Annotated in this window: 24 protein-coding genes; 10 read left to right on the plus strand and 14 right to left on the minus strand. The window is 66.8% G+C overall.

Going from position 1 to position 26513, the window contains the following annotated elements:
- Nucleotides 1–11: 11 nt before the first annotated feature.
- Both IB256_RS18345 and eat read right to left on the minus strand, forming a co-directional pair.
- The gene (locus IB256_RS18345; RefSeq protein WP_192403612.1) at nt 12–1406 is read right to left on the minus strand and encodes an ethanolamine ammonia-lyase subunit EutB; all 1395 of its coding nucleotides are present in this window, start codon (nt 1404–1406) and stop codon (nt 12–14) included.
- A gap of 11 nt (nt 1407–1417) precedes the next feature.
- Nucleotides 1418–2782 carry an ethanolamine permease gene (eat, locus tag IB256_RS18350; RefSeq protein ID WP_192403614.1) on the minus strand — a complete coding sequence of 455 codons (1365 nt, stop codon included), beginning with the start codon at nt 2780–2782 and terminating at the stop codon, nt 1418–1420.
- A gap of 363 nt (nt 2783–3145) precedes the next feature.
- On the opposite strand from eat, the gene IB256_RS18355 reads away from it, so the two are divergent.
- Nucleotides 3146–4198, plus strand: a complete 1053-nt coding sequence (locus IB256_RS18355; protein WP_192403616.1) for an AraC family transcriptional regulator — start codon at nt 3146–3148, stop codon at nt 4196–4198.
- Nucleotides 4199–4492: 294 nt separating this feature from the next.
- Here IB256_RS18355 and IB256_RS18360 read toward each other — a convergent pair whose 3' ends face one another.
- On the minus strand, nt 4493–6013 hold the full coding sequence (locus IB256_RS18360; protein ID WP_081517256.1) for an aldehyde dehydrogenase family protein: 1521 nt from the start codon (nt 6011–6013) through the stop codon (nt 4493–4495).
- 339 nt (nt 6014–6352) lie between these two features.
- On the opposite strand from IB256_RS18360, the gene IB256_RS18365 reads away from it, so the two are divergent.
- The 4 genes from IB256_RS18365 to IB256_RS18380 all read left to right on the plus strand — a co-directional run bounded on the left by IB256_RS18365 (nt 6353) and on the right by IB256_RS18380 (nt 10760).
- Nucleotides 6353–8269: a sigma-54-dependent Fis family transcriptional regulator gene (locus IB256_RS18365; RefSeq protein WP_192290314.1), complete on the plus strand. Its 1917-nt coding sequence runs from the start codon at nt 6353–6355 to the stop codon at nt 8267–8269.
- 229 nt (nt 8270–8498) lie between these two features.
- Nucleotides 8499–9851 carry a UDP-N-acetylmuramate:L-alanyl-gamma-D-glutamyl-meso-diaminopimelate ligase gene (gene mpl, locus IB256_RS18370; protein ID WP_192290312.1) on the plus strand — a complete coding sequence of 451 codons (1353 nt, stop codon included), beginning with the start codon at nt 8499–8501 and terminating at the stop codon, nt 9849–9851.
- Nucleotides 9852–9853: 2 nt separating this feature from the next.
- Nucleotides 9854–10483 carry a flavin prenyltransferase UbiX gene (ubiX, locus tag IB256_RS18375; protein ID WP_017521701.1) on the plus strand — a complete coding sequence of 210 codons (630 nt, stop codon included), beginning with the start codon at nt 9854–9856 and terminating at the stop codon, nt 10481–10483.
- Nucleotides 10467–10760 carry a YceK/YidQ family lipoprotein gene (locus IB256_RS18380; RefSeq protein WP_192403618.1) on the plus strand — a complete coding sequence of 98 codons (294 nt, stop codon included), beginning with the start codon at nt 10467–10469 and terminating at the stop codon, nt 10758–10760. The genes ubiX and IB256_RS18380 overlap by 17 nt, the downstream gene beginning before the upstream one ends.
- A 162-nt stretch (nt 10761–10922) precedes the next feature.
- Here the strand turns inward: IB256_RS18380 and IB256_RS18385 are convergent, their stop codons facing one another.
- From IB256_RS18385 to IB256_RS18395, 3 genes are all read right to left on the minus strand, one after another.
- Nucleotides 10923–11564, minus strand: a complete 642-nt coding sequence (locus tag IB256_RS18385; protein WP_192290308.1) for an oxidoreductase — start codon at nt 11562–11564, stop codon at nt 10923–10925.
- A 30-nt stretch (nt 11565–11594) separates the two neighbouring features.
- A complete protein-coding gene (locus IB256_RS18390) occupies nt 11595–13325 on the minus strand; it encodes a C13 family peptidase (protein WP_192403620.1) in 1731 nt (576 codons plus the stop codon).
- A 93-nt stretch (nt 13326–13418) separates the two neighbouring features.
- The gene (locus IB256_RS18395; RefSeq protein ID WP_045217066.1) at nt 13419–13874 is read right to left on the minus strand and encodes a MaoC family dehydratase; all 456 of its coding nucleotides are present in this window, start codon (nt 13872–13874) and stop codon (nt 13419–13421) included.
- A 179-nt stretch (nt 13875–14053) separates the two neighbouring features.
- Here IB256_RS18395 and IB256_RS18400 point away from each other — a divergent pair, with 179 nt between their 5' ends.
- From IB256_RS18400 to IB256_RS18410, 3 genes are read left to right on the plus strand one after another with little or no spacing between them, the layout of a single operon-like run.
- Nucleotides 14054–14416, plus strand: a complete 363-nt coding sequence (locus tag IB256_RS18400) for a CidA/LrgA family protein (protein ID WP_045217069.1) — start codon at nt 14054–14056, stop codon at nt 14414–14416.
- On the plus strand, nt 14416–15129 hold the full coding sequence (locus IB256_RS18405; protein WP_138212109.1) for an LrgB family protein: 714 nt from the start codon (nt 14416–14418) through the stop codon (nt 15127–15129). The genes IB256_RS18400 and IB256_RS18405 overlap by 1 nt, the downstream gene beginning before the upstream one ends.
- 18 nt (nt 15130–15147) lie before the next feature.
- Entirely contained in the window at nt 15148–15738 is a 591-nt protein-coding gene (locus tag IB256_RS18410) for an LON peptidase substrate-binding domain-containing protein (RefSeq protein WP_192290304.1), read from the plus strand.
- A gap of 124 nt (nt 15739–15862) precedes the next feature.
- On the opposite strand, the gene prpF is transcribed toward IB256_RS18410, so the two are convergent.
- The 5 genes from prpF to IB256_RS18435 form a co-directional block, all read right to left on the minus strand.
- Nucleotides 15863–17050, minus strand: coding sequence for a 2-methylaconitate cis-trans isomerase PrpF (prpF, locus tag IB256_RS18415; RefSeq protein WP_192290302.1), 1188 nt, complete (start codon nt 17048–17050; stop codon nt 15863–15865).
- Between the two features lie 122 nt (nt 17051–17172).
- Nucleotides 17173–19782 carry a Fe/S-dependent 2-methylisocitrate dehydratase AcnD gene (acnD, locus tag IB256_RS18420; RefSeq protein WP_192403983.1) on the minus strand — a complete coding sequence of 870 codons (2610 nt, stop codon included), beginning with the start codon at nt 19780–19782 and terminating at the stop codon, nt 17173–17175.
- Nucleotides 19783–19796: 14 nt separating this feature from the next.
- Nucleotides 19797–20957 carry a 2-methylcitrate synthase gene (gene prpC, locus IB256_RS18425; RefSeq protein ID WP_081517267.1) on the minus strand — a complete coding sequence of 387 codons (1161 nt, stop codon included), beginning with the start codon at nt 20955–20957 and terminating at the stop codon, nt 19797–19799.
- A 216-nt stretch (nt 20958–21173) separates the two neighbouring features.
- Nucleotides 21174–22061, minus strand: coding sequence for a methylisocitrate lyase (gene prpB / locus IB256_RS18430; RefSeq protein ID WP_138212114.1), 888 nt, complete (start codon nt 22059–22061; stop codon nt 21174–21176).
- The gene (locus IB256_RS18435) at nt 22058–22780 is read right to left on the minus strand and encodes a GntR family transcriptional regulator (RefSeq protein WP_192290298.1); all 723 of its coding nucleotides are present in this window, start codon (nt 22778–22780) and stop codon (nt 22058–22060) included. Before IB256_RS18435 ends, prpB begins: the two co-directional genes overlap by 4 nt.
- 244 nt (nt 22781–23024) lie before the next feature.
- Between IB256_RS18435 and IB256_RS18440 the strand changes: the two genes are divergently transcribed.
- Nucleotides 23025–23636, plus strand: a complete 612-nt coding sequence (locus IB256_RS18440) for a class I SAM-dependent methyltransferase (RefSeq protein ID WP_081517270.1) — start codon at nt 23025–23027, stop codon at nt 23634–23636.
- Here IB256_RS18440 and IB256_RS18445 read toward each other — a convergent pair.
- The 3 genes from IB256_RS18445 to IB256_RS18455 all read right to left on the minus strand — a co-directional run bounded on the left by IB256_RS18445 (nt 23615) and on the right by IB256_RS18455 (nt 25236).
- Nucleotides 23615–23872, minus strand: a complete 258-nt coding sequence (locus IB256_RS18445) for a hypothetical protein (RefSeq protein WP_192290297.1) — start codon at nt 23870–23872, stop codon at nt 23615–23617. The two genes, IB256_RS18440 and IB256_RS18445, sit on opposite strands and share 22 nt — an antisense overlap.
- Before the next feature lie 107 nt (nt 23873–23979).
- Nucleotides 23980–24222: a hypothetical protein gene (locus tag IB256_RS18450; protein WP_192290295.1), complete on the minus strand. Its 243-nt coding sequence runs from the start codon at nt 24220–24222 to the stop codon at nt 23980–23982.
- Between the two features lie 120 nt (nt 24223–24342).
- The gene (locus tag IB256_RS18455; RefSeq protein WP_192403622.1) at nt 24343–25236 is read right to left on the minus strand and encodes an NAD(P)H-binding protein; all 894 of its coding nucleotides are present in this window, start codon (nt 25234–25236) and stop codon (nt 24343–24345) included.
- A 168-nt stretch (nt 25237–25404) separates the two neighbouring features.
- On the opposite strand from IB256_RS18455, the gene IB256_RS18460 reads away from it, so the two are divergent.
- The gene (locus IB256_RS18460; protein ID WP_192290291.1) at nt 25405–26373 is read left to right on the plus strand and encodes an AraC family transcriptional regulator; all 969 of its coding nucleotides are present in this window, start codon (nt 25405–25407) and stop codon (nt 26371–26373) included.
- Nucleotides 26374–26513 lie beyond the last annotated feature (140 nt).

Below are 26513 nucleotides of genomic sequence, written 5' to 3' on the forward strand. Positions count from 1 at the left end.
AACTCCTCAACTCAGGACAGCTGCGCGAGCGCGTGGCGGAAGGCGCCGGGAAGCTGGCCGGCCATCTGCACGCGGCCATCCTGCTGGTGGAGGATTTCCATGCGCGCAAGCCACGCTTCGAATTCCGGCGCTGGCCGCAGGCCCAGCGTCTGGCGCGCGTAGAGCGCGTCGTGGAAGGAGGTGGTCTGGTAGTTGAGCATCACATCGTCGGAGCCGGGGATGCCCATGATGAAATTGATGCCGGCCACGCCCAGCAGGGTCAGGAGCATGTCCATGTCGTCCTGGTCGGCCTCGGCGTGGTTGGTGTAGCAGATGTCGCAACCCATGGGTACGCCGAGCAGCTTGGCGCAGAAGTGGTCTTCCAGCCCGGCGCGGATGATCTGCTTGCCGTTGTACAGGTATTCCGGGCCGATGAAGCCGACCACGGTGTTCACCAGGAACGGCTTGAAATGCCGCGCCACCGCGTAGGCGCGGGTCTCGCAGGTCTGCTGGTCGACGCCGTGGTGGGCGTTGGCCGACAGCGCGCTGCCCTGGCCGGTCTCGAAGTACATGAGGTTGTCGCCGAGCGTCCCGCGCTTCTGCGACAGCCCCGCTTCGTAGCCTTCCTTGAGGATCGACAGGCTCACGCCGAAGCTGGCGTTGGCCGCTTCGGTGCCGGCGATGGACTGGAACACCAGGTCCAGCGGCGCGCCGCGATTGATCGCCTCGATGGAGCTGGTGACGTGAGTGAGCACGCAGGACTGGGTGGGAATCTCGTAGCGCTGGATGATCGCGTCGAGCATCTCCAGCAGGGTGCAGATCGACTGCAGGCTGTCGGTGGCCGGGTTGATGCCGAGCATGGCGTCGCCGTTGCCGTAGAGCAGGCCGTCGAGCACGCTGGCGGCGATGCCGGCCGGATCGTCCGTCGGGTGGTTGGGCTGCAGCCGTGTGGACATGCGTCCGCGCAGCCCCATGGTGTTGCGGAAACGGGTGACCACGCGGATTTTCTGCGCGACCAGTACCAGGTCCTGCACACGCATGATCTTCGATACCGCGGCTGCCATTTCCGGTGTCAGCCCGGGCGCCAGGGCGCGCAGGCTGGCTTCGTCGGCGGCATCGCCGAGCAGCCAGTCGCGCAGGCCGCCCACCGTGAGGTGGCTGACCGGCGCAAAGGCCTGGCGGTCGTGGCTGTCGATGATCAGCCGGGTGACTTCGTCGCTCTCGTAGGGAATCAGCGCCTCGTCGAGGAAGTGCTTGAGCGGGATGTCGGCCAGCGCCATCTGCGCGGCGACGCGCTCGGCGTCGCTGCCGGCGGCGACCCCGGCGAGGCGGTCGCCGGAGCGCGCCGGGCTGGCCTTGGCCATCACCTCGCGCAGGCTGTCGAAGCGCCAGGTCTGGCCACCGACGCTGTGGACGAATCCGGACATGGCGCTACTCCTCAGCCCTGGCTGGCGAACGATGCGTCGGTGCCGCGGTTGAGGCTGATGACGATGCTGCAGATGGAGCAGCCGCCGATCATCAGCACCAGGAACACCGAGGCGATGACGTTGTTGAACCAGAGCATGGCGGCCAGGCAGACCAGCGCCAGGACCAGCGCGATGGCCGGCACCACCGGGTAGCCCGGTGCGCGGAAGCTGCGCTCCAGGTCCGGCTCGCTGCGGCGCAGCTTGAACAGGCTGAACATGCTCATGATGTACATGACGATGGCGCCGAACACGCTCATGGTGATCATCGCCGCCGTCAGGGTCATGCCTTGCAGGCTGATCAGGCCGTCGCTGAAGATCGCCGCGATGCCTACGGCGCCGCCGGCGAGGATGGCGCGGTGTGGAGTCTGGAAGCGCGACAGCTTGGCCAGGCCACGCGGCAGGAAGCCGGCGCGGGCCAGCGCGAAGAACTGCCGCGAGTAACCCAGGATGATGCCGTGGAAGCTCGCCACCAGGCCGAACAGGCCGATCCACACCAGCATGTGCATCCAGGTCGAGTTGTTGCCGACCACGGCTTTCATCGCCTGCGGCAGCGGGTCGTTGATGTTCGACAGGGCGCGCCAGTCGCCGACGCCGCCGGCGAAGATCATCACGCCGATGGCCAGGGTCACCAGGGTCAGGATGCCGGCGATGTAGGCGCGCGGAATGGTGCGTTTCGGGTCTTTCGCCTCTTCGGCCGCCATGGCCGCGCCCTCGATGGCGAGGAAGAACCAGATGGCGAACGGGATTGCGGCGAAGATGCCGGCCATGGCGGTGGAGCCGAATACATCCGAGCCGGCCCAGCCATTGAGCACGAAGTTGCTGAAGCTGAAGCCCGGTGCGACCACGCCCATGAACACCAGCAACTCGGCCACCGCCAGCACGGTCACCACCAGTTCGAAGGTGGCGGCGATGCTTACGCCGAGGATGTTCAGGGTCATGAAGATCACATAGGCGCCGGTGGCCGCCCACTTCGGATCGAGGCCGGGGAACTGCACGTTGAGGTAGGCGCCGATGGCCATGGCAATGGCCGGCGGGGCGAAGACGAACTCGATCAGGGTGGCGATGCCGGCGATCATCCCGCCGGTCTTGCCGAACGCCCGCAGGCTATAGGCGAAGGGCCCGCCAGCGTGGGGGATGGCGGTGGTCAGCTCGGTGTAGCTGAAGATGAAGCAGGTGTACATCACCGCGACGATCAGCGTGGTGACGAGGAAGCCCAGGGTACCGGCGGCGGCCCAGCCGTAGCTCCAGCCGAAGTACTCGCCGGAGATCACCAGGCCCACGGCGAGCCCCCAGAGGTGAAGGGTGCCAAGCGTTGGTTTGAGTTGTGATGCGCTCATTGTTGTTATTCCTCTCTCCGCAAGGGATAGGCCGCAAGTGGGGCGGGCCGCAGGGGCGTGGACGGATACCTGAGACTCGATGGTAGTGGCGCACTGCCGCGCAAGACTTGACCGCTGGAACCGGCTTTCGCCATGCAGAGTCAACTGGTTGTTACCCATCGCCCCACCGTGCGCGCGGTGCTCGCTTCTGGTGCTGGAAATCGCCCGCCTGCCCCGTGCTGTGGCAGCTGCAGGCCAGGCGTGGCGCCATGTCGGGGGGCGTTGGTAACGGATCGGCGAGGCATGGGATTTGCTTTGTTTTCTCGTTCCCTGTTCCCGCGTGCGACGTGCCCCGAGCACCTCATAACAAGATCGGTAACCGACATGAGCCAGCCTCTGTTTTCCCCGTCCGGCCTGAGCCTGCCCCTGGCCAGCAACATCGGCGTGCTGTCCGCTGCCGCCAGCGGCCTGGGTCGCTTCATCGGCGACCAGGGCGGCGACATCGACCGCGTCTTCGGTCGCGCCGGCATCGACCCGGAGCGCCTGCTGCATCCGACCCTGAGCCTGGCACTGACCAACTACTGCCAGGTGCTGGAGGAGGCTGCGCGACAGTCGGGCTGCGACAACTTCGGGCTGCGCTACGGTGAGCAATTCCGCCCCCGTGAGCTGGGCCTGCTGGGCTACGTCGGGCTGTGTTCGGAGACGCTGGAAGAGGCGCTGAAGAACTTCGCCGCCGCTTTCCCCTATCACCAGCACGACACCCTGATCCGCCTGGTGGATTGCGGGGAGTGCTATCGCTTCGACTACCAGGTTCGCCACGGCGCGATCCTTGACCGCCGCCAGGACGCCGAGCTGACCTTAGGGATGGCGCTGAACCTGATGCGCCACGCGCTCGGCTCCGAGTGGGCGCCGCGTGCGGTGAGCTTCGAGCACGCTCGGCCGGAAGGCTGGCAGGAACACGGGCGGGTGTTCGATGCGCCGGTGCTGTTCCAGCGCGGCTGCAATTCGATGCTGATTCCCAAGCGCGACCTCTACGGCCGGCAGATGCCCGAGCGCGATGCCAACTTGCTGTTCCTGGTGCAGGACGTCATCCGTCGGCTGGGCGAGCAGGGCAGTGCGCCCAATCTGGTGGAGGACGCCGGCACGCAGATTCGCCTGGCGTTGGCGGATGGCGAGCCGTCGCTGGAGATCATTGCCGAGCAGCTGGAGCTCACTACCGCCGGCCTGCAGCGGCGCTTGCGCGAGGCCGGGCTGAGCTTCAGTCAGCTGGTGGAAAACACCCGCCGTGAGCTGGCGTTGCACTACCTGCGCCAGCCGCAGCGGCCGATCTCCGAGTTGGCGCCGCTGCTGGGGTATTCCGAGACCAGTGCGTTCTCCCGCGCCTTCCGCCGGTGGTTCGGGGTGAGCCCTCTGCAGTGGCGTAGCGACGCCAGCTGAGTCTTTCCATTGTGTGGCCCGCTACATGAAACCCTGCGCGAGGGGCTGCCCTCTCCCTAACCCTCTCCCTGAAGGGAGAGGGGACTGTTCGGCGCTGGGTGAAACCACATCGTCAGCCGGCACGATCTGCTCCCTCTCCCTTCAGGGAGAGGGCAGGGGAGAGGGGAAGCCCCGGCGCGGGCTTTCATGAGAGGCCAGTTTCCCCCAGGCATAAAAAAGCGCGGCCCGTGGGCCGCGCAAGGATCGATGTGAGGAGGTGCCCGGCTCGCGCCGGGCGGGTGACTCAGAACAAACTCAGAAGAAGCCCAGCGGGTTGATGTCGTAGCTGACCAGCAGGTTCTTGGTCTGCTGGTAGTGGTCGAGCATCATCTTGTGGGTCTCGCGGCCCACGCCGGATTTCTTGTAGCCACCGAAGGCAGCATGCGCCGGGTACAGGTGGTAGCAGTTGGTCCACACGCGGCCAGCCTTGATGCCACGGCCCATGCGGTATGCACGGTTGATGTCGCGGGTCCAGACGCCCGCGCCCAGGCCGTACTCGGTGTCGTTGGCGATCGCCAGCGCTTCGGCTTCATCCTTGAAGGTGGTGACGCCCACCACCGGCCCGAAGATTTCCTCCTGGAACACGCGCATCTTGTTGCTGCCCTTGAGCAGGGTCGGCTGGATGTAATAGCCGGTGGAGAGGTTGCCGTCGAGCTTCTCGACCGAGCCGCCGACCAGGATCTGCGCGCCTTCCTGCTGGGCGATGTCGAGGTAGGAGAGGATCTTCTCGTACTGCTGCTGCGAGGCCTGGGCACCGACCATGGTGTCGGTGTCCAGCGGGTCGCCGCGCTTGATGGCCTTCACCTTCTTCATCACCACGTCCATGAACTGCGGGTAGATGGACTCCTGCACCAGCGCGCGAGAGGGGCAGGTGCACACCTCGCCCTGGTTGAAGAAGGCCAGCACCAGGCCCTCGGCGGCCTTCTCGATGAAGGTCGGCTCGGCCTGCATGATGTCTTCGAAGTAGATGTTCGGGCTCTTGCCGCCCAGTTCCACGGTGGACGGAATGATGTTCTCGGCAGCGCACTTGAGGATGTGCGAGCCCACCGGGGTCGAGCCGGTGAAGGCGATCTTGGCGATGCGCTTGCTGGTGGCCAGCGCTTCACCGGCTTCCTTGCCGAAGCCCTGGACGACGTTGAGCACGCCCTTGGGCAGCAGGTCGCCGATTACTTCCATCAGCACGCAGATGCCCAGCGGGGTCTGCTCGGCCGGCTTGAGCACGATGCAGTTGCCGGCGGCCAGTGCCGGGGCGAGCTTCCACGCCGCCATCAGCAGCGGGAAGTTCCACGGGATGATCTGCCCGACCACGCCCAGCGGTTCGTGGATGTGGTACGCGACAGTGCTGTCGTTGATCTCGGCGGCGCTGCCTTCCTGCGCGCGGATGCAGCCGGCGAAGTAGCGGAAGTGGTCGGCAGCCAGCGGGATGTCGGCGTTGAGGGTTTCGCGGATCGGCTTGCCGTTGTCCCAGGTCTCGGTGACGGCCAGCAGTTCCAGGTTCTGTTCGATACGGTCGGCGATCTTCAGCAGCACCAGCGAACGGTCCTGCACCGAGGTGCGGCCCCAGGCATCGGCGGCGGCGTGGGCGGCGTCCAGCGCCTTGTCGATGTCCTCGGCGGTGGAGCGGGGGAACTCGGCGATGGGCTGGCCGTTCACCGGCGAGGTGTTGGTGAAGTACTGACCCTTCACCGGCGGGACGAATTCGCCGCCGATGTAGTTGCCGTAGCGCGCCTTGAACGAAACGATGGCGCCTTCGCTACCGGGATGGGCATAACGCATGGTCGGATCTCCTGGGTCTTGTGCTTGTTGGGGAGGACGTTGAACAAGCGTAGAGCAAGGGCCGGGCCATGCCAGTGAAAGGCGCGCCGCGCATGGGCTGGGCGGGTGGCTGGTGATGCTCCGGAAAGTGCGCTGTTACGCCTCTGGCACAGTGCCTCGTGACACTTTGTCCCGTTTTCGTGACAGTCGTGACCTGACGGTCGGCCAGGCGTTGCATTGGGCTGGCGCGTGGGGGATGCTGTCCTGCGTTCCATCGCTTTCTGTAGGAAGAGAAAGGTCCTACAAGACTTCGTTGGAATTCGGGGCTGCCTCCCCGTCCCCAAGCGGAGAACAACAAGAATGCGCGCCAACGATTTGAGCCGCCACGCCCGCCAGGTCATGACCGTGGCCGAGGGCAAGGCCCCCGCCGGTGCCCCCGGCGCGGACCCATCGATCGCCCGCTCCTGGATGCGCTGCCTGGAGCAGTACCACCTCGACCCGGCGCAACCCATGGCGCCCGCCGTGCTCGAACACGCGCGCATGCTCGAGGTCCGCGAGCGCCACCGCCAGGTGCTGGAGATCGCCAGCGACGAGATGAACAGCCTGCACCAGCAGCTGTCCGGCGCCGGACACGCGGTGCTGCTCACCGATTCCCGTGGGGTGATCCTCAACTGCGTCAGCGAAGCCGCCGAGCGGCGTACCTTCGAGCAGGCCGGACTCTGGCTCGGCGCCGACTGGAGCGAGGCCCGCGAAGGCACCAACGGCATCGGCACCTGCCTGGTGGAGCGCCAGGCGCTGACCATTCACCAGGACGAACATTTCCGCAGCCGCCACACAGGCCTGACCTGCTCGGCCAGCCCGGTGTTCGACCCGCAGGGCGAACTGCTGGCGGTGCTCGACGTTTCCTCCGCGCGCCGCGACGTGTCGCGGCAGAGCCAGTTCCACACCATGGCGCTGGTCAACCTGTCGGCCAAGGCCATCGAGAGCTGCTACTTCCTGCGCCATTTCGAGGACCAGTGGCTGCTGCGCTTCCACCTGCAACCCGACGGCCTCGGGTTGTTCAGCGAAGGCATGCTGGCCTTCGGCGGCGATGGGCGCATCCGCGCGGCGAACCAGAGCGCCATCAACCTGCTCGGCAGCCGCCGGGAAAGCCTGATCGGCCGCTCGCTGGAACAGTGCTTCGATTGCCGGCTGGACGACCTGTTCAGCCGCGCCGACCCGCATCCCAACGCCAGCTGGCCGCTGCGCACCCAGGCCGGGCGCACGCTGTATGCGCTGCTGCGCGGCAAGCGGCCCATCGCCGCCGCGCCGGTCCTGCCGCGCGCGCCTCTGGCGAAAGGCTTGTGCATCGACGACCCGCAACTGGCCCACGATTTCCGCCGTGCGCTGAAGGTCTACGCCCACGACGTGCCACTGCTGCTGCAGGGCGAGACCGGCACCGGCAAGGAGGCTTTCGCCCGCGCCGTGCATCTGGGTGGCGAGCGCGTCGGCAAGAGCTTCGTTGCGCTGAACTGCGCGGCGATTCCCGAGACCCTGATCGAGAGCGAACTGTTCGGCTATCGTGGTGGCAGCTTCACCGGCGCGCGCAAGGAAGGCATGCGCGGCAAGCTGCAGCAGGCCGACGGCGGCACGCTGTTCCTCGACGAAATCGGCGACATGCCGCTGGCACTGCAGACCCGCCTGCTGCGTGTGCTGGAAGAGCGCCAGGTGGTGCCCATCGGTGGTGAGCCGCAGGATGTGGATATCCGCCTGATCAGCGCCAGCCACCGTGACCTGGAAGCGCTGGTAGCCGCCGGGCAGTTTCGCGAAGACCTCTACTACCGCCTCAACGGCCTGGTGGTCGCGCTGCCGCCACTGCGCGAGCGTGAAGACCGCGGCGCACTGCTCGACCACTTGCTGGCCGAGGAGAGCAAGGGCCGCAGCGTGCGCCTGGATGACGATGTGCGCCGGCACCTGCTGGACTTCCCCTGGCCGGGCAACGTGCGCCAGTTGCGCAACGTGCTGCGCACGCTCTGTGCGCTGTGCGACGGCGGCCGCATCCAGATGGCCGACCTGCCGCCGGACCTGCGTCGCGCGCCGGCTGCCGCTGCGGCTCCGGTCGCCTTGGCCGGGGAGGGCGGTGACACCCTCGGCGTGGCCGAGCGCAACGCGCTGCTGGAAGTGCTCGAAGCGCAGCGCTGGCACATCAGCCGTGCCGCGCAACAGCTGGGCATCAGCCGCAATACCCTGTACCGCAAGCTCAACCGTCACGGTCTGAACAGGAAGAGCCTCTCGTAGGATGACGTGGAGCGCAGCGATACCCGTCACTGTCCGGCGCCGGATCAGCCTGGGTATCGCTGCGCTCGACCCATCCTGCGTTTCACGCCCGTGACGACTTTTCCCGGCCTGCGGGAACCGCCTCCCCACCTCGTCGTCTGATGCCCCGGCGGCGGGCCGCGCGGGGGCGCGCTGTGCTACTCTGCCGCCCATTCGAAGTGCCTTCAAAGGCTTGATTGCAGGAGTCTGCATGCATATCCACATCCTCGGCATCTGCGGCACCTTCATGGGGTCGCTGGCCGTCCTGGCCAAGGAACTGGGCCACCGCGTGACCGGCTCCGACGCCAACGTCTACCCGCCCATGAGCACCCAGCTGCAAGCCCAGGGTATCGAGCTGATGCAGGGCTACGACCCTGCGCACCTGGAGCCGGCTCCGGACCTGGTAGTGGTCGGCAACGCGCTGTCGCGCGGCAACCCGGCAGTGGAATACGTGCTGAACAAGGGCCTGCCTTACGTCTCCGGCCCACAGTGGCTGGCCGACCACGTGCTGCAGGGGCGCTGGGTCCTGGCGGCCGCCGGCACCCACGGCAAGACCACCACCAGCAGCATGCTGGCCTGGGTACTGGAGCACGCCGGCATGAGCCCGGGCTTCCTGATCGGCGGCGTGCCGCAGAACTTCGGCGTCTCCGCACGCCTGGGCGGCACCCCGTTCTTCGTAGTCGAGGCTGACGAGTACGACAGCGCCTTCTTCGACAAGCGCTCCAAGTTCGTCCACTACCACCCGCGCACGGCGATCCTGAACAACCTGGAGTTCGACCACGCGGACATCTTCCCCGACCTCGCGGCCATCGAGCGGCAGTTCCACCATCTGGTGCGGACCATCCCCGGCGAAGGCCTGGTCATCCACCCGACGTCCGAGACCGCACTCAAGCGCGTGATCGACATGGGCTGCTGGACGCCGGTGCAGACCACCGGCGAAGGCGGCCAGTGGCAGGCGCGGCTGCTCAGCGAGGACGGCTCGCACTTCGAGGTGCTGTTCGACGGAAAACCGCAAGGCACCGTGGACTGGGAACTGACCGGCCAGCACAACGTCGCCAACGCTTTGGCCTGCCTTGCAGCGGCCCGTCATGTCGGCGTGGTGCCGGAGCTGGGTTGCGCCGCGCTGTCGGCCTTCAAGAGCGTCAAGCGGCGCATGGAGAAGGTCGCGGAAGTGCAGGGCGTGACTATCTATGACGACTTCGCCCACCACCCGACCGCCATCGCCACCACCCTCGACGGCCTGCGCAAGCGCGTCGGCGATGCCAGGGTGATCGCCGTGGTTGAACCGCGCTCCAACTCCATGAAGCTCGGTGCCCACCGCGACGGCCTGCCGGAGTCCGTTGTCCAGGCCGACAGCGTGTTCTGGTACGCGCCGCCCAACCTCGGCTGGGACCTGGCCGCCACCGTCGCCAGTTCGACCGTGCCGACGCAAGTGTGCGATTCGCTGGAAGCCATCATCGAGGGCGTGAAAGCCATCGCCACGCCGGGCACCCAGGTGGTGGTCATGAGCAACGGCGGGTTTGGCGGCCTGCACGGCAAGCTGGCCAAGGCGCTGGAGAGCTGAACATGGCCGGAGCCGAACGCGTCACCCTCGCCATGACCGGCGCCTCGGGCGCCCAGTACGGCCTGCGTCTGCTCGACTGCCTGGTGCAGGAAGACCGCGAGGTGCACTTCCTGATCTCCAAGGCCGCGCAACTGGTGGTGGCCACCGAGACCGACGTGACCCTGCCGAGCAAGCCGCAGGCGATGCAGGCTTTCCTCAGCGAGTACACCGGCGCCGCGCCGGGGCAGATTCGCGTCTACGGCAAGGAAGACTGGATGGCCCCGGTGGCCTCCGGTTCCGGGGCTCCCAGTGCGATGGTGGTGGTGCCCTGCTCGACGGGGACGCTCTCGGCCATCGCCACCGGCGCCTGCAACAACCTCATCGAACGTGCCGCCGACGTGGCGCTGAAGGAGCGCCGCCAGTTGATCCTGGTGCCGCGCGAGGCGCCGTTCTCCAGCATCCACCTGGAGAACATGCTCAAGCTGTCCAATATGGGCGCGGTGATCCTGCCGGCCGCTCCGGGCTTCTATCACCAGCCGCAGACGGTCGACGACCTGATCGACTTCGTCGTCGCGCGCATCCTCAACCAACTGGGTATTCCCCAGGACATGCTGCCGCGCTGGGGCGAACACCATCTTGTCAGCGACGAATAAGGTCCTCGCCGTCCTGTTGCTGTTGCAACTGGGCGGTTGTGCCACTGTGAAGACGCTCAACGACAGCCGGCCCGGCGACCCGCTGATCTATGCCGGCACCCGGCTGGACTGGTATTCGCTCAATGGCGGCTGCTGCCCGAAGGATCACTTTGGCACCGACGCGCCGGCCTACCCCGGCCTCGACCTGCCCGGCAGCGCGCTGCTGGATACCTTGTTGCTGCCGCTCTCGCTCGCCGCGGAGCTGGGCATCGGCCTGCAGGTGTGGGGCGGGAACTGACCCGCTTCTGCTGATTCCCCTGAAGAAAGATCAGGGAGGTCCTGCGTAGGATGGGGGGAGCGGAGCGATACCCATGCGGTCATTGTTGCGATTGATGGGTAACGCTTCGCTCCACACCATCCTACAAAAGCGCCCGGCGATCGTAGGCTTGCGTGGAGGGGGTTATTTGCCCAGCTTGCGCAGTTCGTCCGATTCGACGACGCGCACGCCCTTGCCCGGCTCCAGGGCCAGGCGCCACAGCGCGCGGGCCAGGGCGATGGCTTCGATGCCGTGGAGCTTGCCCGGCAGGATGCGCGAGAAGGGCGCGGCGAGCAGTTCGGCGAGGCGGATTTCCTCGCGCTGCCCCAGCAGCAGTGACGGCCGGGCGATGGTCAATTGCTGCCAGCCTTGCTGGCGCAGGGCATCTTCCAGCTCGCCCTTGGTCCGGCTGTAGAAGATCGATGACTTGCTGTCCGCACCCAGCGCGCTGACCACGATGTAGTGCCGCGCGCCCAGGGCCAGGCCGCGCTCGCCCAGGGCCAGCGGCAGGTCGTAGTCGACACTGCGGAAGGCCTCCTCGGAGCCGGCCTCCTTGAGCGTGGTGCCCAGGCAGCAGAACACCGTGTCCACCGGCTGGAGCAGGTGCGGGATGAGTTCGGCCAGCGGGCCGACGGGATTGTCCAGGCGTGGGTGCTCCGCCAGCTTCCTTCGGGCCGGGGCAATGACGCGCTTGACCGTGGGCTCGTTGAGCATGCGGTCGAGCAGATGCTCACCGGTCAGGCCGGTGGCGCCAGCTAGCAGGATATTCGTCGGTTTCGAGTACATCTGTGTTTCCCCTCTGACACACCTTCCAGCTTAGTTCTCGCCCTGTCCTTTTGCCTGCGCATCGTTGCTGCCGAGCGCCAGGGCTCCGTGCGTCTGTTGCGCACGCAGGGCCTGCCAGCGAGTAATGACCGCATCCGGCGCCCAGAGTTGCGGCTCCGATGGCTCGAACTCTTCCTCCTTCTCGCGCTTGGCCACGGTGACGCTGGCGAGCTTGAACGCCTGCCTGAGGTCGTCGGTCTGCTGGAAGGCCTTGGCAAAGAGCGCATCGCCGAAGTAGGTGAAGTCAGCCTCCTCGGAGCAACCGAAGGACACCCGGTCGGCGCGCGCGGCGGTCATGATCAGGGTCTTGTCGTCCTTGAGCGCGGGGATGAAGCCGCCGCTGTAGCAGGCGGAGATCACCAGCACCTTGGTGCGGTCCTTGAGCGGAGCGAGCAGCGTGGCGAGTTCGCTGGCCGGCAGGTCGTCGAGCTTCAGGCCCGGCATGTCCAGCACCAACTGGTGGTCATGGGAGCCGTGGCTGGTCAGGTAGATGAACACCAGGTCTTCCGGGCCGCTGCGCTCGGCGATGGTGCGCAGGGTGCGGGCGAGGGTTTCGCGGGTGGCCATGGGACGGTCGGCGAGGTGATCGCGGTGGTTCACCAGACGGACCACGCCGCGCGCGCCGAAGCGATCACCGAGCAGGTTGGCGACGTAGTCGGCCTCTCGCAGGAACACGCTCTGCTTGCCGTCGCCGCCCAGGCTGACGCCGTAGAGCTCGATTGCCGGGGTGGACTGCGGGATGGCGGACAGGGCTTTCTCCAGCATGGCGCCCTGTTCCAGCAAGCCGACTTCCAGCGGGTTGGGCAGTAGCTTGCCGGCGGCGTCCTGGCGCAACTGGCCGGCGCTCCAGGTGCCTTTCTGCACGGTGCCGTCATGGCGGGTTAGGGTGCCGGCACCGGAGTACTCGCCACGGGCGAAGCCACCGCTGTAGGTCTGGCCGTCGGCCTTGGTCAGGGTGCCCTGGCCGTCGAAGCGCCAGAAGCGGAAGTCGCCCTTGTAGCGGCTGCCATCGGTGCCGATGAACTCGCCCGGCCCGCTCAGCGCGCCGGCCTTGAAGCGACCGAACCAGACATCGCCGTCGGCGTTCTGGAAGCGTCCGGTGCCGTCGAACTGGTCGTTGCGGAACTCGCCGGCGTACTGGTCGCCCGCATCGTCGCGGAAGATGCCCTTGCCTTCGAGCACGCCGTTCTTGAACGGGCCGCTGTACTGGTTGCCGAGGCTGTCGCGGCGGGCGCCTTCGCCGTTGGCTTCGCCTCGGGCGAAGGCTCCCTGGTGGTGGGTGCCATCGGCTTGTACGAGGCTGCCCAGGCCCTCGTAGCGACCCTTGCGGAAGCCGCCGCTGTAGGTGGTGCCGCCCTGGGAAATCCGCCCTTCGCCGTCGAACTCGCCGCGCTTGAACTGGCCCTCGTAGAAGCTGCCGTCGGCGTACTGCAGGTGGCCACGCCCTTCGAACAGGCCGTCGCGGAACTCGCCTTCATAGCTCGTGCCGTTGCCGTCGCTCCACTTGCCCTGGCCGCTCTGCAGGCCCTTGTCGAAGCCGCCCTCGTACCAGGAACCATTGCTGTAATCCAGCCGACCCGGGCCCTGCAGTTGGCCGTTCACCAGCTCGCCACGGTAGCGCGCGCCGTCGGGCAGGCGGGCGTCCGGGGGTGTCAGCGGTTCGCCTTCGCCGCAGGCAGTCAGGAGCAGGGCGAGGCTCAAGGGCAGGAGTTGGCGTGGCATCGGGACTCTCGAATCGACGGTGGGTCGCAGAGTGAGTGTGACGTAAAAAAGCCCGCGGACGCGGGCTTTTTTCTCAACGCTGTGCCAGAGCCGTCAGACGAAGCACAGGCTCAGCGATTCGGCGATGTAGGCCGGCTTGGGCAGGCCTTCGATCTCCAGGGTGCAGCGTGCCTTGATCAGCCACTGGCCGGGGTTCTTCTCGGTGATGTCGGTGATGGTCACCTGCAGGCGCACGCGCGAGTCCACCGGTACCGGCTGGATGAAGCGCACGCTGTCGAGGCCGTAGTTGACCACCATCTTGGGGTTCTCCGGCAGGACCAGCAGGCCCTCGCAGAGTTTGGGGATCAGCGACAGCGACAGGAATCCGTGGGCGATGGTGCCGCCGAAGGGCGTCTTCTTCGCCTTCTCCGGATCGACGTGGATGAACTGGTGGTCCTCGGTGCACTCGGCGAACTGGTTGATGCGCTGTTGATCGACGGTGATCCACTGCGAATGACCCAGGTCCTTGCCGATGTAGTCCTTCAGTGCGCTTACGGGTACGAATGCCATGTTTCCTCCGGGGATATCGTTGTTCTTCTAGTGCGGCCTGCATGAGAGTCCGCCAACAGATCAGCATGGGGTCCGCGGCCGGTCAAGCCGCAGTGGCATTCATGCTTTGGGCGAATGCCGAGCCATAGCGGGTGCCGGGCGGGCATAATGGCGGTTCCTTGCGCTGGAGATGTTCCCTGATGTTGCTACGCGGCCTGACCTGGCTGGTGCTGTTCCAACTGCTCGGCACGGGCCTGAATGCTCTCATCCTGCACATGATTCCCGGCCCCATCATTGGGCTGGTGCTGCTGTTCGCCTTCCTGGTGTGGAACGGCGAGGTGAGCAAGCCGGTGAACGAGGCGGCCGCTTCGCTGCTGCGCTACCTGCCGTTGCTGCTGGTACCGGCGGCGGTGGGCGTGATGGCCTACGCGAAGCAGATCGCCGCGGACTTCTGGGCCATCGCCGGCGCCCTGGCGCTGTCGCTGCTGGTGTCTTTCGTGTTCGCCGGCTGGCTGATGCAGAAGCTCATCGACCGCCAGCGCAAGCAGAAGGAGGGCGCGTGATGTTCGACTGGCAAGGCGCGCTGAACTCCGTCATCCACCATCCGCTGTTCTGCGTCGGCGTTACCCTGGGCGCCTACCAGCTGGCGCTGGCGGCCTACGAGCGCACGCGCTGGGTGTTCCTGCAGCCGGTGCTGGTGTCGATGCTGATGGTCATCGCGGTGCTGCTGGCCTGTGGCATCGACTACGCGGAATACAGCAACAGCGCCAAGGTGCTGACCATCCTCCTCGGCCCCGCTACTGTCGCGCTGGCGGTGCCGCTGTTCCTCAACCTGAAGCGCATCCGCCAGCTGTTCTGGCCGACGCTGATCACCCTGCTGGTCGGCGGCCTGTTCGCCACCGCGCTGGGCATCGGCCTGGGCTGGCTGTTCGGCGTCGACCACGAATTGCTGATGAGCCTGGCGCCCAAGTCGGTGACCTCGCCCATCGCCATGCTGGTGGCCAGCCAGATCGGCGGCGTAGCGGCGCTGGCGGCGGTGTTCGTGTTGATTACCGGCGTGCTCGGCGCCATCCTCGGCCCGGAACTGCTGCGCCGCTTCGGCGTGCATCACCCCGCTGCGCAGGGCATGGCGCTGGGCATGACCGCCCACGCCGTGGGCACCTCCCGCGCCTTGCAGGAGGGCGAGGAGTGCGGCGCCTTCGCCGCCCTGGCCATGAGCCTGATGGGCGTGGCCACCGCTGTGCTGCTACCGTTGGCGGTAGCGCTGATCGCCTGACGAATCGACGGAGTGTCCATGAGTTTCCCGCTGTTCCCCCTCAACACCGTGCTGTTTCCCGGCTGCCGCCTCGACCTGCAGATCTTCGAGGCGCGTTACCTGGACATGATCGGCCGCTGCATGAAGCAGAGCGGCGGGTTCGGCGTGGTGGCCATCGTCGAGGGCGAGGAAGTCGGCGATGCGCCGGAGCGCTACAGCCTGGTCGGCTGCGAGGCGCATATCCGCGACTGGCAGCAGCGGCCAAATGGTTTGCTGGGTATCCGTGTCGAAGGTGGGCGGCGCTTCCGCGTGCTCTCCGCCAACGTGCAGACGGACCAGTTGACGGTGGCCGAAGTGCAGTGGCTGGACGAGCAGCCCGACCAGCCGCTGACCAAGGAGCACGACGACCTTGCGGCATTGCTCGAGGCGCTGTCCATGCACCCGATGGTCTCCGCGCTGGAGATGGGCGGGGAGGTCAACGGCCAGCAGGCACTGGCCTGCCAGCTCGCCTACCTGCTGCCCTTCGAGCGCGACCAGAAGCAGGTGCTGCTGGAGATGGACGACCCCACCGTACGCCTGGCGCGCATCCAGGTGCTGCTGGAGCAGTTGCAGGGCGACTTCGTTGCCTGACACGCCATCTCCTGCAGGGATACATCGGCGCGCTGGGGGAGGAAGAGCCCAGGCACGATTTCCCCATGAGAAACGACAAGGCCCGCAATCGCGGGCCTTGTGCTTTCACGGGTAGATCCAGCGATCAGAACGAATCGCCCGGCACCCGTACCCAGCCTTCCATCAGGATGCGCGAGCTGCGGCTCATGATGGCCTTGGTCACGGTCCACTCACCGTTAACCTGTTTCGCCTCGGCGCCTACGCGCAGGGTGCCGGAGGGGTGGCCGAAGCGCACGGCGCTGCGTTCGCCACCGCCGGCGGCGAGGTTCACCAGGGTGCCGGGGATGGCGGCTGCGGTGCCGATGGCCACGGCGGCGGTGCCCATCATGGCGTGGTGCAGCTTGCCCATGGACAGCGCGCGAACCAGCAGGTCGACATCGCCGGCCTGGACTTCCTTGCCGCTGGAGGTGACGTAGTTCTTCGCCGGTGCGACGAAGGCGATCTTCGGCGTGTGCTGGCGGGTCGCGGCTTCTTCCGGGGTCTTGATCAGGCCCATGCGCAGGGCCCCGGCGATGCGGAATTTCTCGAAACGCGCCAGTTGCTCGGGGTCGCCATTGATCGCTTCGCGCAGTTCGGCGCCGGTGTAGCCGATGTCCTGGGCGTTGACGAAGATGGTCGGGATGCCGGCGGTGATCATGGTCGCCTTGAAGGTGCCGATGCCGGGGACTTCCAGATCGTCCACCAGGTTGCCGGTGGGGAACATGGCGCCGCCGTCTTCACCGTCGTCGGACGGGTCGAGGAACTCCAGCACGATCTCGGCGGCGGGGAAGGTCACGCCGTCCAGCTCGAAGTCGCCGGTCTCCTGCACCTGGCCGTTGGTGACGGGCACGTGGGCGATGATGGTCTTCTGGATATTCGCTTGCCAGATACGCACCACGCAGGTGCCGTTGTCCGGGATGCGCGACGGGTCGACCAGGCCGGCGTGGATGGCGAAGGAGCCGGCGGCGGTGGAGAGGTTGCCGCAGTTGCCGCTCCAGTCGACGAAGGCCTTGTCGATGGAAATCTGCCCGTAGAGGTAGTCGACGTCGTGGTCCGGCTGGCTGCTCCTGGACAGGATCACGCACTTGCTGGTGCTGGAGGTCGCGCCGCCCATGCCATCAATGTGCGCGCTGTACGGATCGGGGCTGCCGATCACGCGCATGAACAGCTGGTCGCGGGCTGGGCCGGGCACCTGGCAGCGCTCGGGCAGGTCCTGCAGGCGGAAGAACACGCCCTTGCTGGTGCCGCCGCGGATGTAGGTGGCGGGGATCTTCACTTGAGGTACGTGGGGCATGGGTCGGGTCCGTGGGTGTTCGGTGGTGGGCTGCCCTCTCCCCCACCCTCTCCCTTCAGGGAGAGGGTGGGGGAGAGGGGCTTTCAACCCGGCCCGCCGCATGGCAAGCCGGGGCCGTTGCATCACGCCACGGACGACTCGAGGAAGTCCTTGGCGAAGCGCTGCAGCACGCCGCCGGCGTTGTACACCTTCACTTCGGCGGCGGTGTCCAGGCGGCAGGTGACCGGGACCTCGACCACTTCACCGTTGCGGCGATTGACCACCAGGGTCAGGTCGCAGCGCGGCGAGACGTCGCCCTTGATGTCGTAGGTCTCGGTGCCGTCCAGGCCCAGGGTCAGGCGGGTGGTGCCCGGCTTGAACTCCACCGGCAGCACGCCCATGCCCACCAGGTTGGTGCGGTGGATGCGCTCGAAGCCTTCGGCCACGATCACTTCCACGCCCGCCAGGCGAACGCCCTTGGCCGCCCAGTCGCGGGACGAGCCCTGGCCGTAGTCGGCACCGGCGACGATGATCAGGTTCTGCTTGCGGTTCATGTAGGTTTCGATGGCTTCCCACATGCGCATCACCTTGCCTTCGGGCTCGACGCGGGCCAGCGAACCCTTCTTCACCTCACCGTTGACCACGGCCATTTCGTTGACCAGTTGCGGGTTGGCGAAGGTGGCGCGCTGGGCGGTCAGGTGGTCGCCGCGGTGGGTGGCGTAGGAGTTGAAGTCCTCCTCCGGCAGGCCCATTTTCGCCAGGTATTCGCCGGCCGCGCTGTCCAGCAGGATGGCGTTGGACGGCGACAGGTGGTCGGTGGTGATGTTGTCCGGCAGGATCGCCAGCGGCAGCATGCCCTTGAGCGTGCGCTCGCCGGCCAGCGCGCCTTCCCAGTACGGCGGGCGGCGGATGTAGGTGGACATCGGGCGCCAGTCGTACAGCGGGCTTTCCGCTTCCTGCACGCTGCCCAGGTCGAACATCGGGATGTAGACCTGCTTGAACTGCTCGGGCTTGACGCTGGCGGCGACGATGGCGTCGATCTCTTCGTCGGAGGGCCAGAGGTCCTTCAGGGTGACGGGGTTGCCGTCCTTGTCGGTGCCCAGCGGGTCCTGCTCGATATCGAAGCGCACGGTGCCGGCGATGGCGTAGGCGACCACCAGCGGCGGCGAGGCGAGGAAGGCCTGCTTGGCGTACGGGTGGATACGCCCGTCGAAGTTGCGGTTGCCCGAGAGCACGGCGGTGGCGTACAGGTCGCGGTCGATGATCTCCTTCTGGATCACCGGGTCCAGCGCGCCGGACATGCCGTTACAGGTAGTGCAGGCATAGGCGACGATGCCGAAGCCGAGCTTCTCCAGCTCTGGCAGCAGGCCGGCTTCTTCCAGGTACAGCTTGGCGACTTTCGAGCCCGGCGCGAAGGAGGTCTTCACCCACGGCTTGCGCAGCATGCCCAGCGCATTGGCCTTCTTCGCCACCAGGCCGGCGGCGATGACGTTGCGCGGGTTGGAGGTGTTGGTGCAGCTGGTGATGGCGGCGATGATCACCGCGCCGTCGGGCATCAGGCCCTGGGCTTCTTCACCCTTGCCTTCCTGCAGCTTGGCTTCGTCGGCGATGCCGCGCTCGGCCAGTGCCGAAGTCGGCAGGCGGCGGTGCGGGTTGGACGGGCCGGCCATGTTGCGTACGACGCTACCCAGGTCGAACTCCAGCACGCGCTCGTACTCGGCGGTTTCCAGAGCGGTGCTCCAGAGGCCGAGGGTCTTCGCGTAGTTCTCCACCAGCTCCACCTGCTCGGGCTCGCGGCCGGTGAGCTTGAGGTAGTCGATGGTCTGGCCGTCGATGTAGAACATCGACGCGGTGGCGCCGTATTCCGGGCACATGTTGGAGATGGTCGCGCGGTCGCCGATGGAGAGGCTGTCCGCACCCTCGCCGAAGAACTCGACGTAGGCGCCGACCACGCGCTCCTTGCGCAGGAACTCGGTGATCGCCAGGACGATGTCGGTGGCGGTGATGCCCGGCTTGCGTTTGCCGGTGAGCTGCACGCCGACGATGTCGGGCAGGCGCATCATCGACGGGTGGCCGAGCATCACGGTCTCGGCCTCGAGGCCGCCGACGCCGATGGCGATCACGCCCAGGGCATCCACGTGCGGAGTGTGCGAGTCGGTGCCGACGCAGGTGTCGGGGAAGGCCACGCCACCGCGCGCCTGGATCACCGGGCTCATTTTCTCCAGGTTGATCTGGTGCATGATGCCGTTGCCGGCCGGGATCACATCGACGTTCTTGAACGCGGTCTTGGTCCAGTCGATGAAGTGGAAGCGGTCCTCGTTGCGGCGGTCCTCGATGGCGCGGTTCTTCTCGAACGCATCCGGGTCGAAGCCTGCGGCTTCCACGGCCAGCGAGTGGTCGACGATCAGCTGGGTCGGCACCACCGGGTTGACCTTGGACGGGTCGCCGCCTTTTTCGGCGATGGCGTCACGCAGGCCGGCGAGGTCGACCAGTGCGGTCTGGCCGAGGATGTCGTGGCAGACCACGCGCGCCGGGTACCAGGGGAAGTCGAGGTCGCGCTTGCGGTAGACCAGCTGCTCCAGGGAGGCGGTCAGGTCCGCCGGCTCGCAGCGGCGCACCAGCTGTTCGGCCAGCACGCGGGAGGTGTAGGGGAGCTTGTCCCAGGCGCCGGCCTGGATCGCTTCGACGGCCTCGCGGGCGTCGAAGTAATCCAGCGCGGTGCCGGGCAGGCGCTTGCGGAATTGGCTGTTCACGGTGGCGTTCATAGTTATTTACGGTCCTTGAGCGGCACGAACTTCAGGTCTTCAGGGCCTGTGTAGTTGGCGCTCGGGCGGATGATCTTGCCGTCGATGCGTTGCTCGATGACGTGAGCGGACCAGCCGGCGGTGCGGGCGATGACGAACAGCGGGGTGAACATCGCGGTGGGCACGCCCATCATGTGGTAGCTCACGGCGCTGAACCAATCGAGGTTGGGGAACATCTTCTTGATGTCCCACATGATGGTTTCCAGGCGCTCGGCGATGTCATACATCTTGGTGTTGGACTGCTCGTTCGACAGCTGGTGAGCGACTTCCTTGATCACCTTGTTGCGCGGGTCGGACACGGTGTAGACCGGGTGGCCGAAGCCGATCACGACTTCCTTCTTCTCGACGCGGGCGCGGATATCGGCCTCGGCTTCGTCCGGGTTGTCGTAGCGTTTCTGGATCTCGAAGGCCACCTCGTTGGCGCCGCCGTGTTTCGGGCCGCGCAGCGCGCCGATGGCGCCGGCGATGCAGGAGAACATGTCCGAACCGGTGCCGGCGATAACGCGGGAGGTGAAGGTGGAGGCGTTGAACTCGTGCTCGGCGTACAGGTTGAGCGAGGTGTGCATGGCGCGCACCCACGACTCGCGGGGCTTCTCACCGTGCAGCAGGTGCAGGAAGTGGCCGCCGATGGAGTCGTCGTCGGTCTCGACGTCGATGCGCTTGCCGTTGTGGCTGAAGTGGTACCAGTAGAGCAGTGCGGAGCCCAGGGAAGCCATCAGCTTGTCGGCGATGTCGCGGGCGCCCGGGTGGTTGTGGTCATCCTTCTCCGGCGACAGGCAACCGAGCACGGATACGGCGGTGCGCATCACGTCCATCGGGTGGGCCGAGGGCGGCAGGGTTTCCAGGGCGGCCTTGACGCCGGCCGGCAGGCCGCGCAGGGCTTTCAGCTTGGCCTTGTAGCCGGCCAGTTCGGCAGCGTTGGGCAGCTTGCCGTGGACCAGCAGGTGGGCGATTTCCTCGAAGTCGCAGCGGTTGGCGAAATCCAGGACGTCATAGCCACGGTAGTGCAGGTCATTGCCGGTACGGCCGACGGTGCACAGGGCGGTGTTGCCAGCGGCGGTGCCACTCAGGGCCACGGACTTCTTCGGCTTGAAGCCGGTGGTGGTTTCTGCGGTAGCGCTCATCGCGTGTCTCCTCATCAAATCCGGTTGCTTGTTCTTGTCCCCGGCGCGGGCCGGGATATCGGTTCGAATCTGGTTGGTCGGCTCCCGCGCGGGAGGCCGGCCTGGCGTAGGGCGAATAACGCGAAGCGTTATCCGCCGTCACCGCCAATGGTGGATAACGTCTGTGACGTTATGCACCCTGCGCTTCGTTCAGGCCTGGCCCGAGCGAAGGGGAAATCACTTCTTGCCAGCGGCAAACAGGGCGTCGAGCTTCTGCTCGAAGGCGTGATAGCCGATGCGGTCGTACAGCTCGGCACGGGTCTGCATCAGTTCGATCACGTTCTGCTGGTGACCTTCCTGGCGGATCGCGGTGTACACGGCTTCGGCGGCCTTGTTGGCGGCGCGGAAGGCGGACAGCGGATACAGCTGGATGGCCACGCCGACCGAGGCCAGCTCGTCACGGGTGAACAGCGGGGTTGCGCCGAACTCGGTGATGTTGGCCAGGATCGGCACGTTCAGCGCATCGACGAAGCGCTTGTAGGTCGGCAGGTCGTAGGCGGCTTCGGCGAAGATCGCATCGGCGCCGGCCTCGACGTAGCGCAGGCAACGCTCGATGGCGGCGTCCACGCCTTCGGCCTGGATGGCGTCGGTGCGGGCGATGAGGAAGAAGTTCGGGTCGGTCTTGGCGTCGGCGGCGGCCTTCACGCGGTCAGCCATTTCCTCGACGGAGACGATTTCCTTGCCCGGACGGTGACCGCAGCGCTTGGCGCCAACCTGGTCTTCGATGTGGGCGGCAGCGGCGCCGGCCTTGATCAGGTTCTTGACGGTGCGCTCGATGTTGAAGGCGCTGGGGCCGAAGCCGGTGTCGATGTCCACCAGCAGCGGCAGGTCGCAGACGTCGGTGATGCGGCGAACGTCGGTGAGCACGTCGTCCAGGGTGTTGATGCCCAGGTCCGGCAGGCCGAGGGAACCCGCCGCCACGCCGCCACCGGAGAGGTAGATGGCCTTGAAGCCGGCGCGCTTGGCCAGCAGGGCGTGGTTGGCGTTGATCGCGCCGATCACCTGCAGCGGCTTTTCTTCGGCAAGGGCTTCACGGAAACGTTGGCCGGCGGTCTTGTTGCTCATTGTTCACCTCGTTCGTTGGCTGTCTTGGCTTGGGCGTCCAGGTAGTGACGCTCCATATTGCGTTTCGAGGCGCCGATGTGACGGCGCATCAGCAACTCGGCCAGTTCGCCGTCACGATCGGCGATGGCATCGAGAATCCGGTGGTGCTCGGAGAAGGCCTGGCGCGGGCGGTTGGGCGTCGCCGAGAACTGCAGGCGGTACATGCGCACGAGCTGGTACAGCTCGCCGCAGAGCATGCGGGTGAGGGTGCGATTGCCGCTGCCCTGAATGATCCGGTAGTGGAAGTCGTAGTCGCCTTCCTGCTGGTAATAGCCGCGGCCGGCCTGGAACGCCTCGTCGCGCTCGTGGGTGTCGAGCACCCGGCGCAGCTCGTCGATCTCGGCCTGGCTCATGCGCTCGGCGGCCAGGCGGCAGGCCATGCCTTCGAGGGATTCGCGGATCTCGTAGAGCTCCAGCAGCTCCTCGTGGCTGAGCGAAACCACCCGCGCACCGACGTGCGGCACGCGCACCAGCAGCTTCTGGCCTTCCAGGCGGTGGATTGCCTCGCGCAGCGGGCCGCGGCTGATGCCGTAGGTGCGCGCCAGTTCCGGCTCGGAAATCTTGCTGCCGGGGGCGATCTCGCCCTTGACGATGGCCGACTGGATCTTGCGGAACACGTGTTCCGACAGGGTCTCGCCGTCGTCGCTGGCAGGGGGGGGGAGAATCAGGCTATCGCTCATGGTGTCGACAATCTTCTTGATGTGCGGCGAAAGCTACCCCCGGAAAAGTCTTCGGTCAATCAAGATCTGATGAATTGTCGACAATCGTCTAATGGGGACCTTTGGTTATGCCGAGGCGGGCGGCTCGCTGGGGGCCGTTGTACGGGAGAATGATGCGCGAGAATGGCGGATATCCCCTCGTCGGCTGCTGTGCCGGCGCGCTGCAGGCCCGCTAGGATCGGGGGAAACGCCGGAAGAACTGCCCATGCAACTCTATGACCGCTATGTGCTGCCCCGACTGATCGACTTCGCCTGCGGCATGGGTGATGTGATGAAGCAGCGCTCGCTGCTGGTGCCCCGTGCGCGCGGCCGGGTACTGGAGATCGGCATGGGCACCGGCCTGAACCTGTCGTTCTACGATCCGGCGAAAGTGTCGACAATTGTCGGCGTCGACCCGGCGGCGCAGATGCAGAAGCTCGCCCGCAGCCGGGCCGAGGCGATCGGCATTCCGGTGGACATGGTGGCGCTGGAGCTGGGGCAGATTCGTGCCGACGCCGGCAGCTTCGACAGCATCGTCTGCACCTTCACCCTGTGCAGCATCCCCGATGCGGTGGCGGCGCTGAAGGAAATGCGCCGGGTACTCAAGCCCGGTGGCGAGTTCCTCTTCTGTGAACATGGTCTGGCGCCGGATGCCGGCGTGCGGGCCTGGCAGCACCGCCTGACGCCGGTCTGGAAGCCGCTGGCCGGCGGCTGCCACCTGGACCGCGACATGCCGGCGCTGATCGAGTCCGGCGGCTTCCACCTGCGCGAACTGATCCAGGACTACCTGCCGGGGCCGCGGCCGATGACCTACGTCTACCGTGGCATGGCCGACTGACGCCCGGGCAGGCGGTCGAGCACCTCGATGCTGAGGATGTAGGCGCTGCGCACGTAGAGGTCTTCCGGTCGCAGGAGCAGCCCCATGTCCGACTGACAGTCGTTCATGCGCACCACGAAAGGCGCCTCGCCATCGCACAGCGCGCAATAGTCTCCCTGGCTGATCCAGCCCTGGAGCACAGAGGACTCGCGGTTGTGCGCGCGAACCACGACTTCGACCTTGAGCTGATTGTCCATTGCCACGTCACTCCACGGCGGGGAAAAGAGGTGGCAGACCTTAACGTCCGTCCTGAATGGTCTCTGTCAGGTTGTTCTGAATGGCCTGTGGGACTATCCCTGGCGTATCAGGCGACCCGGTCGGCCGGGGTGACGTTGAGGATGTGCGTGCCGCTGAGGAACAGGTCCTGCACCGGGCCGGTGGGGCAGTGGCGGCTCTGGCAATCACCCAGGCGCACCTCGAAGGGCGCGCGGCCGTCGCACAGGGCGAGGTAATCCTCGCGACTGATGCGGCCGTGGAGGATGCGTTGCGGGCGGTAGGGAGACCAGGTCTCCACATCGACCCAGAGACTGTCGGAAGCGAGGTTCATGGCAGTGGTCCGGCCGTTGGGAAAGGGGCGAGTACTCTAGACAGCGGACCAGCGCCAAATTCATCAGAACCTTCCGGGATATTTGTAGGAATTTATTTTTGGCTGACTGACGGCACCGTCTTACGGCAGCGCCCGGTAGGCCTCGGCCCAGTCCTGGGCGAAGTCTTCGAAGCGCGTCGACGTGGTATTGGCTGGCGAGCGCACCTCCTGCGCCCGAACCCGCCCGCTGTTGATCGCCTCGCCCAGTTCCGCGTAGCACGCGGCAACGCTGGCGGAGCAACCGGCTTCGCGCAGTGCGCTCTCCAGCTCCCGAGGCGAAACCGGTACGTAAGGCAGGTCCGGCCGGCCGATGGCCGCTCCCAGCAGCCGGGTTGCCTGGGCGTAGCTGATATCGCGCTGGCCGAGCACCTCGCGGGTCACGCGGCCCTGCCAGTCGCGGCCCAGCAGGGCGCGGCTGGCGGCATCGGCGACATCCCGGGTGGCGACCATCGGCACCGGCACATCCGGCGCCACTGCGTCGCTGTAGCAGTCGTAGGCGCGGACGATTTCCAGCGCACCGTACAGGTTCTCGAACAGCGCGCCGGAGCGCAGCATCAGCACATCCACCTCCGGCGGCAGCTCGCGCAGGCGCTGTTCCTGATCGTGCATGCTGATGATCGGCCCGGTTCCGGCGGGCACCTCGGCGCCCACGCTGCTCAGGAACACCACCCGGCGCACGCCGCTGTTGCGGATCGCGGCGAAGATCGCCTTGCCCTGGGCGGCCTGCTGCTGGCGATAGTCCTCGGTGTCCGGGCCGTAGGCGAGCAGGGTGTAGACCGCTTCCGAGCCGCGGAAGGCCTTGCTGAGGAAGGCGGCGTCGTGCGGCTCGCCCACGGCGATCTGCGCACCGGCGGCCGCCAGCGGCGCCAGGCGTTCGGCATTGCGGCCCAGGGCGCGAACGGGCACGCCGGCTTCCAGCAGGGTCTGGCAGATTCTCGAACCGGTGCGGCCGGTGGCTCCCATTACGGTAATCATGGCGGTGTCCTCGCTGTTGGCCGTCCCGCGGCGCCCGCCGTGGGTTCGTTGGCCCGGGTTCAGTTTCCTGCCAAAGAGCTGGACGGTTAATGCCTGGAAATCGCTTCTTCGTGCTTATTCGTCCAGGAGTGCTGGACGCCGCCGGACTGCCGGACCAGTCTCAAGACCATGAACGCTCCTACCGCCATTCAGGACCCGACCGACGCCTGGGTTTCCAACGATCCTCTGGGCGAAGCCCTGCATTTCCTGCGCATGAGCGGCACCTTCTATTGCCGCTCCGAATTCACCGCACCCTGGGGGCTGGACCTGCCAGCCATGCCGCAGTGTCTGATGTTCCATGTGCTGACTGTCGGCGAATGCTGGCTTGAAGCCGAGGGCGACGAGCCGCGCCGGCTGACGCCGGGCGACCTGGTGCTGGTGCCCCACGGCGAGGGCCACCGGCTGGTGAGCGCGCCGGGGGAAGCGGCGACGGCATTGTTCGACCTGCCGCGCGTCTACGCCAGCGACCGTTACGAAGTGCTGCGCCAGGGCGGAAGCGGGGCGCCGACGGCGATGATCTGTGGCGCGGTGCGCTTCGATCATCCCGCCGCGCTGCAACTGGTGCGCCTGCTGCCGCGGGTGCTGGAGGCGCAGGTGCGTGACCCCGGCCAGCGCGACTGGCTGATGAGTACCTTGAGGTTGATGGAAAACGAAGCACGGGCCATGCGCCCCGGCGGTGAAACGGTGATCACCCGGCTGGCCGACATCCTGGTGATCCAGGCCATCCGCGCCTGGATCGAGCAGGACCCGGCGGCCCAGACCGGCTGGCTCGGCGCCTTGCAGGATCGCCAGCTGGGCCGCGCGCTGAGCCTGGTCCACCGCGACCCGGCGCGGGACTGGAGCCTCGCGTCGCTGGCCGGCGCGGCGGCCATGTCGCGCTCCGCCTTTGCCGCCCGTTTCGCCGAAAAGGTCGGCATGCCGGCCATGCACTACGTCACCCGCTGGCGCATGCATGTGGCGCTGAGCTGGTTGCAGGAACGGGAGATTGCCGTGGCCGAACTGGCCGAGCGCCTCGGCTACCAGTCGGAGGCGGCGTTCAGCCGGGCGTTCAAGCGCTTTATCGGCGTCTCACCGGGCAGCGTGCGGCGCAGCCTGTAGGAGCGGGCCATGCGCGTGATCGCGGGCATGGCCCGCTCCTACAGGGTGATGCCGGTGCCGACGGTCGTGCTGCCCCGTAGGGCGCATGACGCGTCAGCGTTATCCGCCGCGGGGCTTCGACGGATAACCTGTTCCAGGTT

It is taken from the genome of Pseudomonas sp. PDM17 (genome assembly GCF_014851985.1).
GTDB lineage: Bacteria > Pseudomonadota > Gammaproteobacteria > Pseudomonadales > Pseudomonadaceae > Pseudomonas.

What these genes read in the sequence shown, in the direction of transcription:
- IB256_RS18345 (WP_192403612.1), bottom strand. Translation starts at nt 1,406, where the DNA reads ATGTCCGGATTCGTCCACAGCGTCGGTGGCCAGACCTGGCGCTTCGAC.
- eat (WP_192403614.1), bottom strand. Translation starts at nt 2,782, where the DNA reads ATGAGCGCATCACAACTCAAACCAACGCTTGGCACCCTTCACCTCTGG.
- IB256_RS18355 (WP_192403616.1), top strand. Translation starts at nt 3,146, where the DNA reads ATGAGCCAGCCTCTGTTTTCCCCGTCCGGCCTGAGCCTGCCCCTGGCC.
- IB256_RS18360 (WP_081517256.1), bottom strand. Translation starts at nt 6,013, where the DNA reads ATGCGTTATGCCCATCCCGGTAGCGAAGGCGCCATCGTTTCGTTCAAG.
- IB256_RS18365 (WP_192290314.1), top strand. Translation starts at nt 6,353, where the DNA reads ATGCGCGCCAACGATTTGAGCCGCCACGCCCGCCAGGTCATGACCGTG.
- mpl (WP_192290312.1), top strand. Translation starts at nt 8,499, where the DNA reads ATGCATATCCACATCCTCGGCATCTGCGGCACCTTCATGGGGTCGCTG.
- ubiX (WP_017521701.1), top strand. Translation starts at nt 9,854, where the DNA reads ATGGCCGGAGCCGAACGCGTCACCCTCGCCATGACCGGCGCCTCGGGC.
- IB256_RS18385 (WP_192290308.1), bottom strand. Translation starts at nt 11,564, where the DNA reads ATGTACTCGAAACCGACGAATATCCTGCTAGCTGGCGCCACCGGCCTG.
- IB256_RS18390 (WP_192403620.1), bottom strand. Translation starts at nt 13,325, where the DNA reads ATGCCACGCCAACTCCTGCCCTTGAGCCTCGCCCTGCTCCTGACTGCC.
- IB256_RS18395 (WP_045217066.1), bottom strand. Translation starts at nt 13,874, where the DNA reads ATGGCATTCGTACCCGTAAGCGCACTGAAGGACTACATCGGCAAGGAC.
- IB256_RS18400 (WP_045217069.1), top strand. Translation starts at nt 14,054, where the DNA reads ATGTTGCTACGCGGCCTGACCTGGCTGGTGCTGTTCCAACTGCTCGGC.
- IB256_RS18405 (WP_138212109.1), top strand. Translation starts at nt 14,416, where the DNA reads ATGTTCGACTGGCAAGGCGCGCTGAACTCCGTCATCCACCATCCGCTG.
- IB256_RS18410 (WP_192290304.1), top strand. Translation starts at nt 15,148, where the DNA reads ATGAGTTTCCCGCTGTTCCCCCTCAACACCGTGCTGTTTCCCGGCTGC.
- prpF (WP_192290302.1), bottom strand. Translation starts at nt 17,050, where the DNA reads ATGCCCCACGTACCTCAAGTGAAGATCCCCGCCACCTACATCCGCGGC.
- prpC (WP_081517267.1), bottom strand. Translation starts at nt 20,957, where the DNA reads ATGAGCGCTACCGCAGAAACCACCACCGGCTTCAAGCCGAAGAAGTCC.
- prpB (WP_138212114.1), bottom strand. Translation starts at nt 22,061, where the DNA reads ATGAGCAACAAGACCGCCGGCCAACGTTTCCGTGAAGCCCTTGCCGAA.
- IB256_RS18435 (WP_192290298.1), bottom strand. Translation starts at nt 22,780, where the DNA reads ATGAGCGATAGCCTGATTCTCCCCCCCCCTGCCAGCGACGACGGCGAG.
- IB256_RS18440 (WP_081517270.1), top strand. Translation starts at nt 23,025, where the DNA reads ATGCAACTCTATGACCGCTATGTGCTGCCCCGACTGATCGACTTCGCC.
- IB256_RS18445 (WP_192290297.1), bottom strand. Translation starts at nt 23,872, where the DNA reads ATGGACAATCAGCTCAAGGTCGAAGTCGTGGTTCGCGCGCACAACCGC.
- IB256_RS18450 (WP_192290295.1), bottom strand. Translation starts at nt 24,222, where the DNA reads ATGAACCTCGCTTCCGACAGTCTCTGGGTCGATGTGGAGACCTGGTCT.
- IB256_RS18455 (WP_192403622.1), bottom strand. Translation starts at nt 25,236, where the DNA reads ATGATTACCGTAATGGGAGCCACCGGCCGCACCGGTTCGAGAATCTGC.
- IB256_RS18460 (WP_192290291.1), top strand. Translation starts at nt 25,405, where the DNA reads ATGAACGCTCCTACCGCCATTCAGGACCCGACCGACGCCTGGGTTTCC.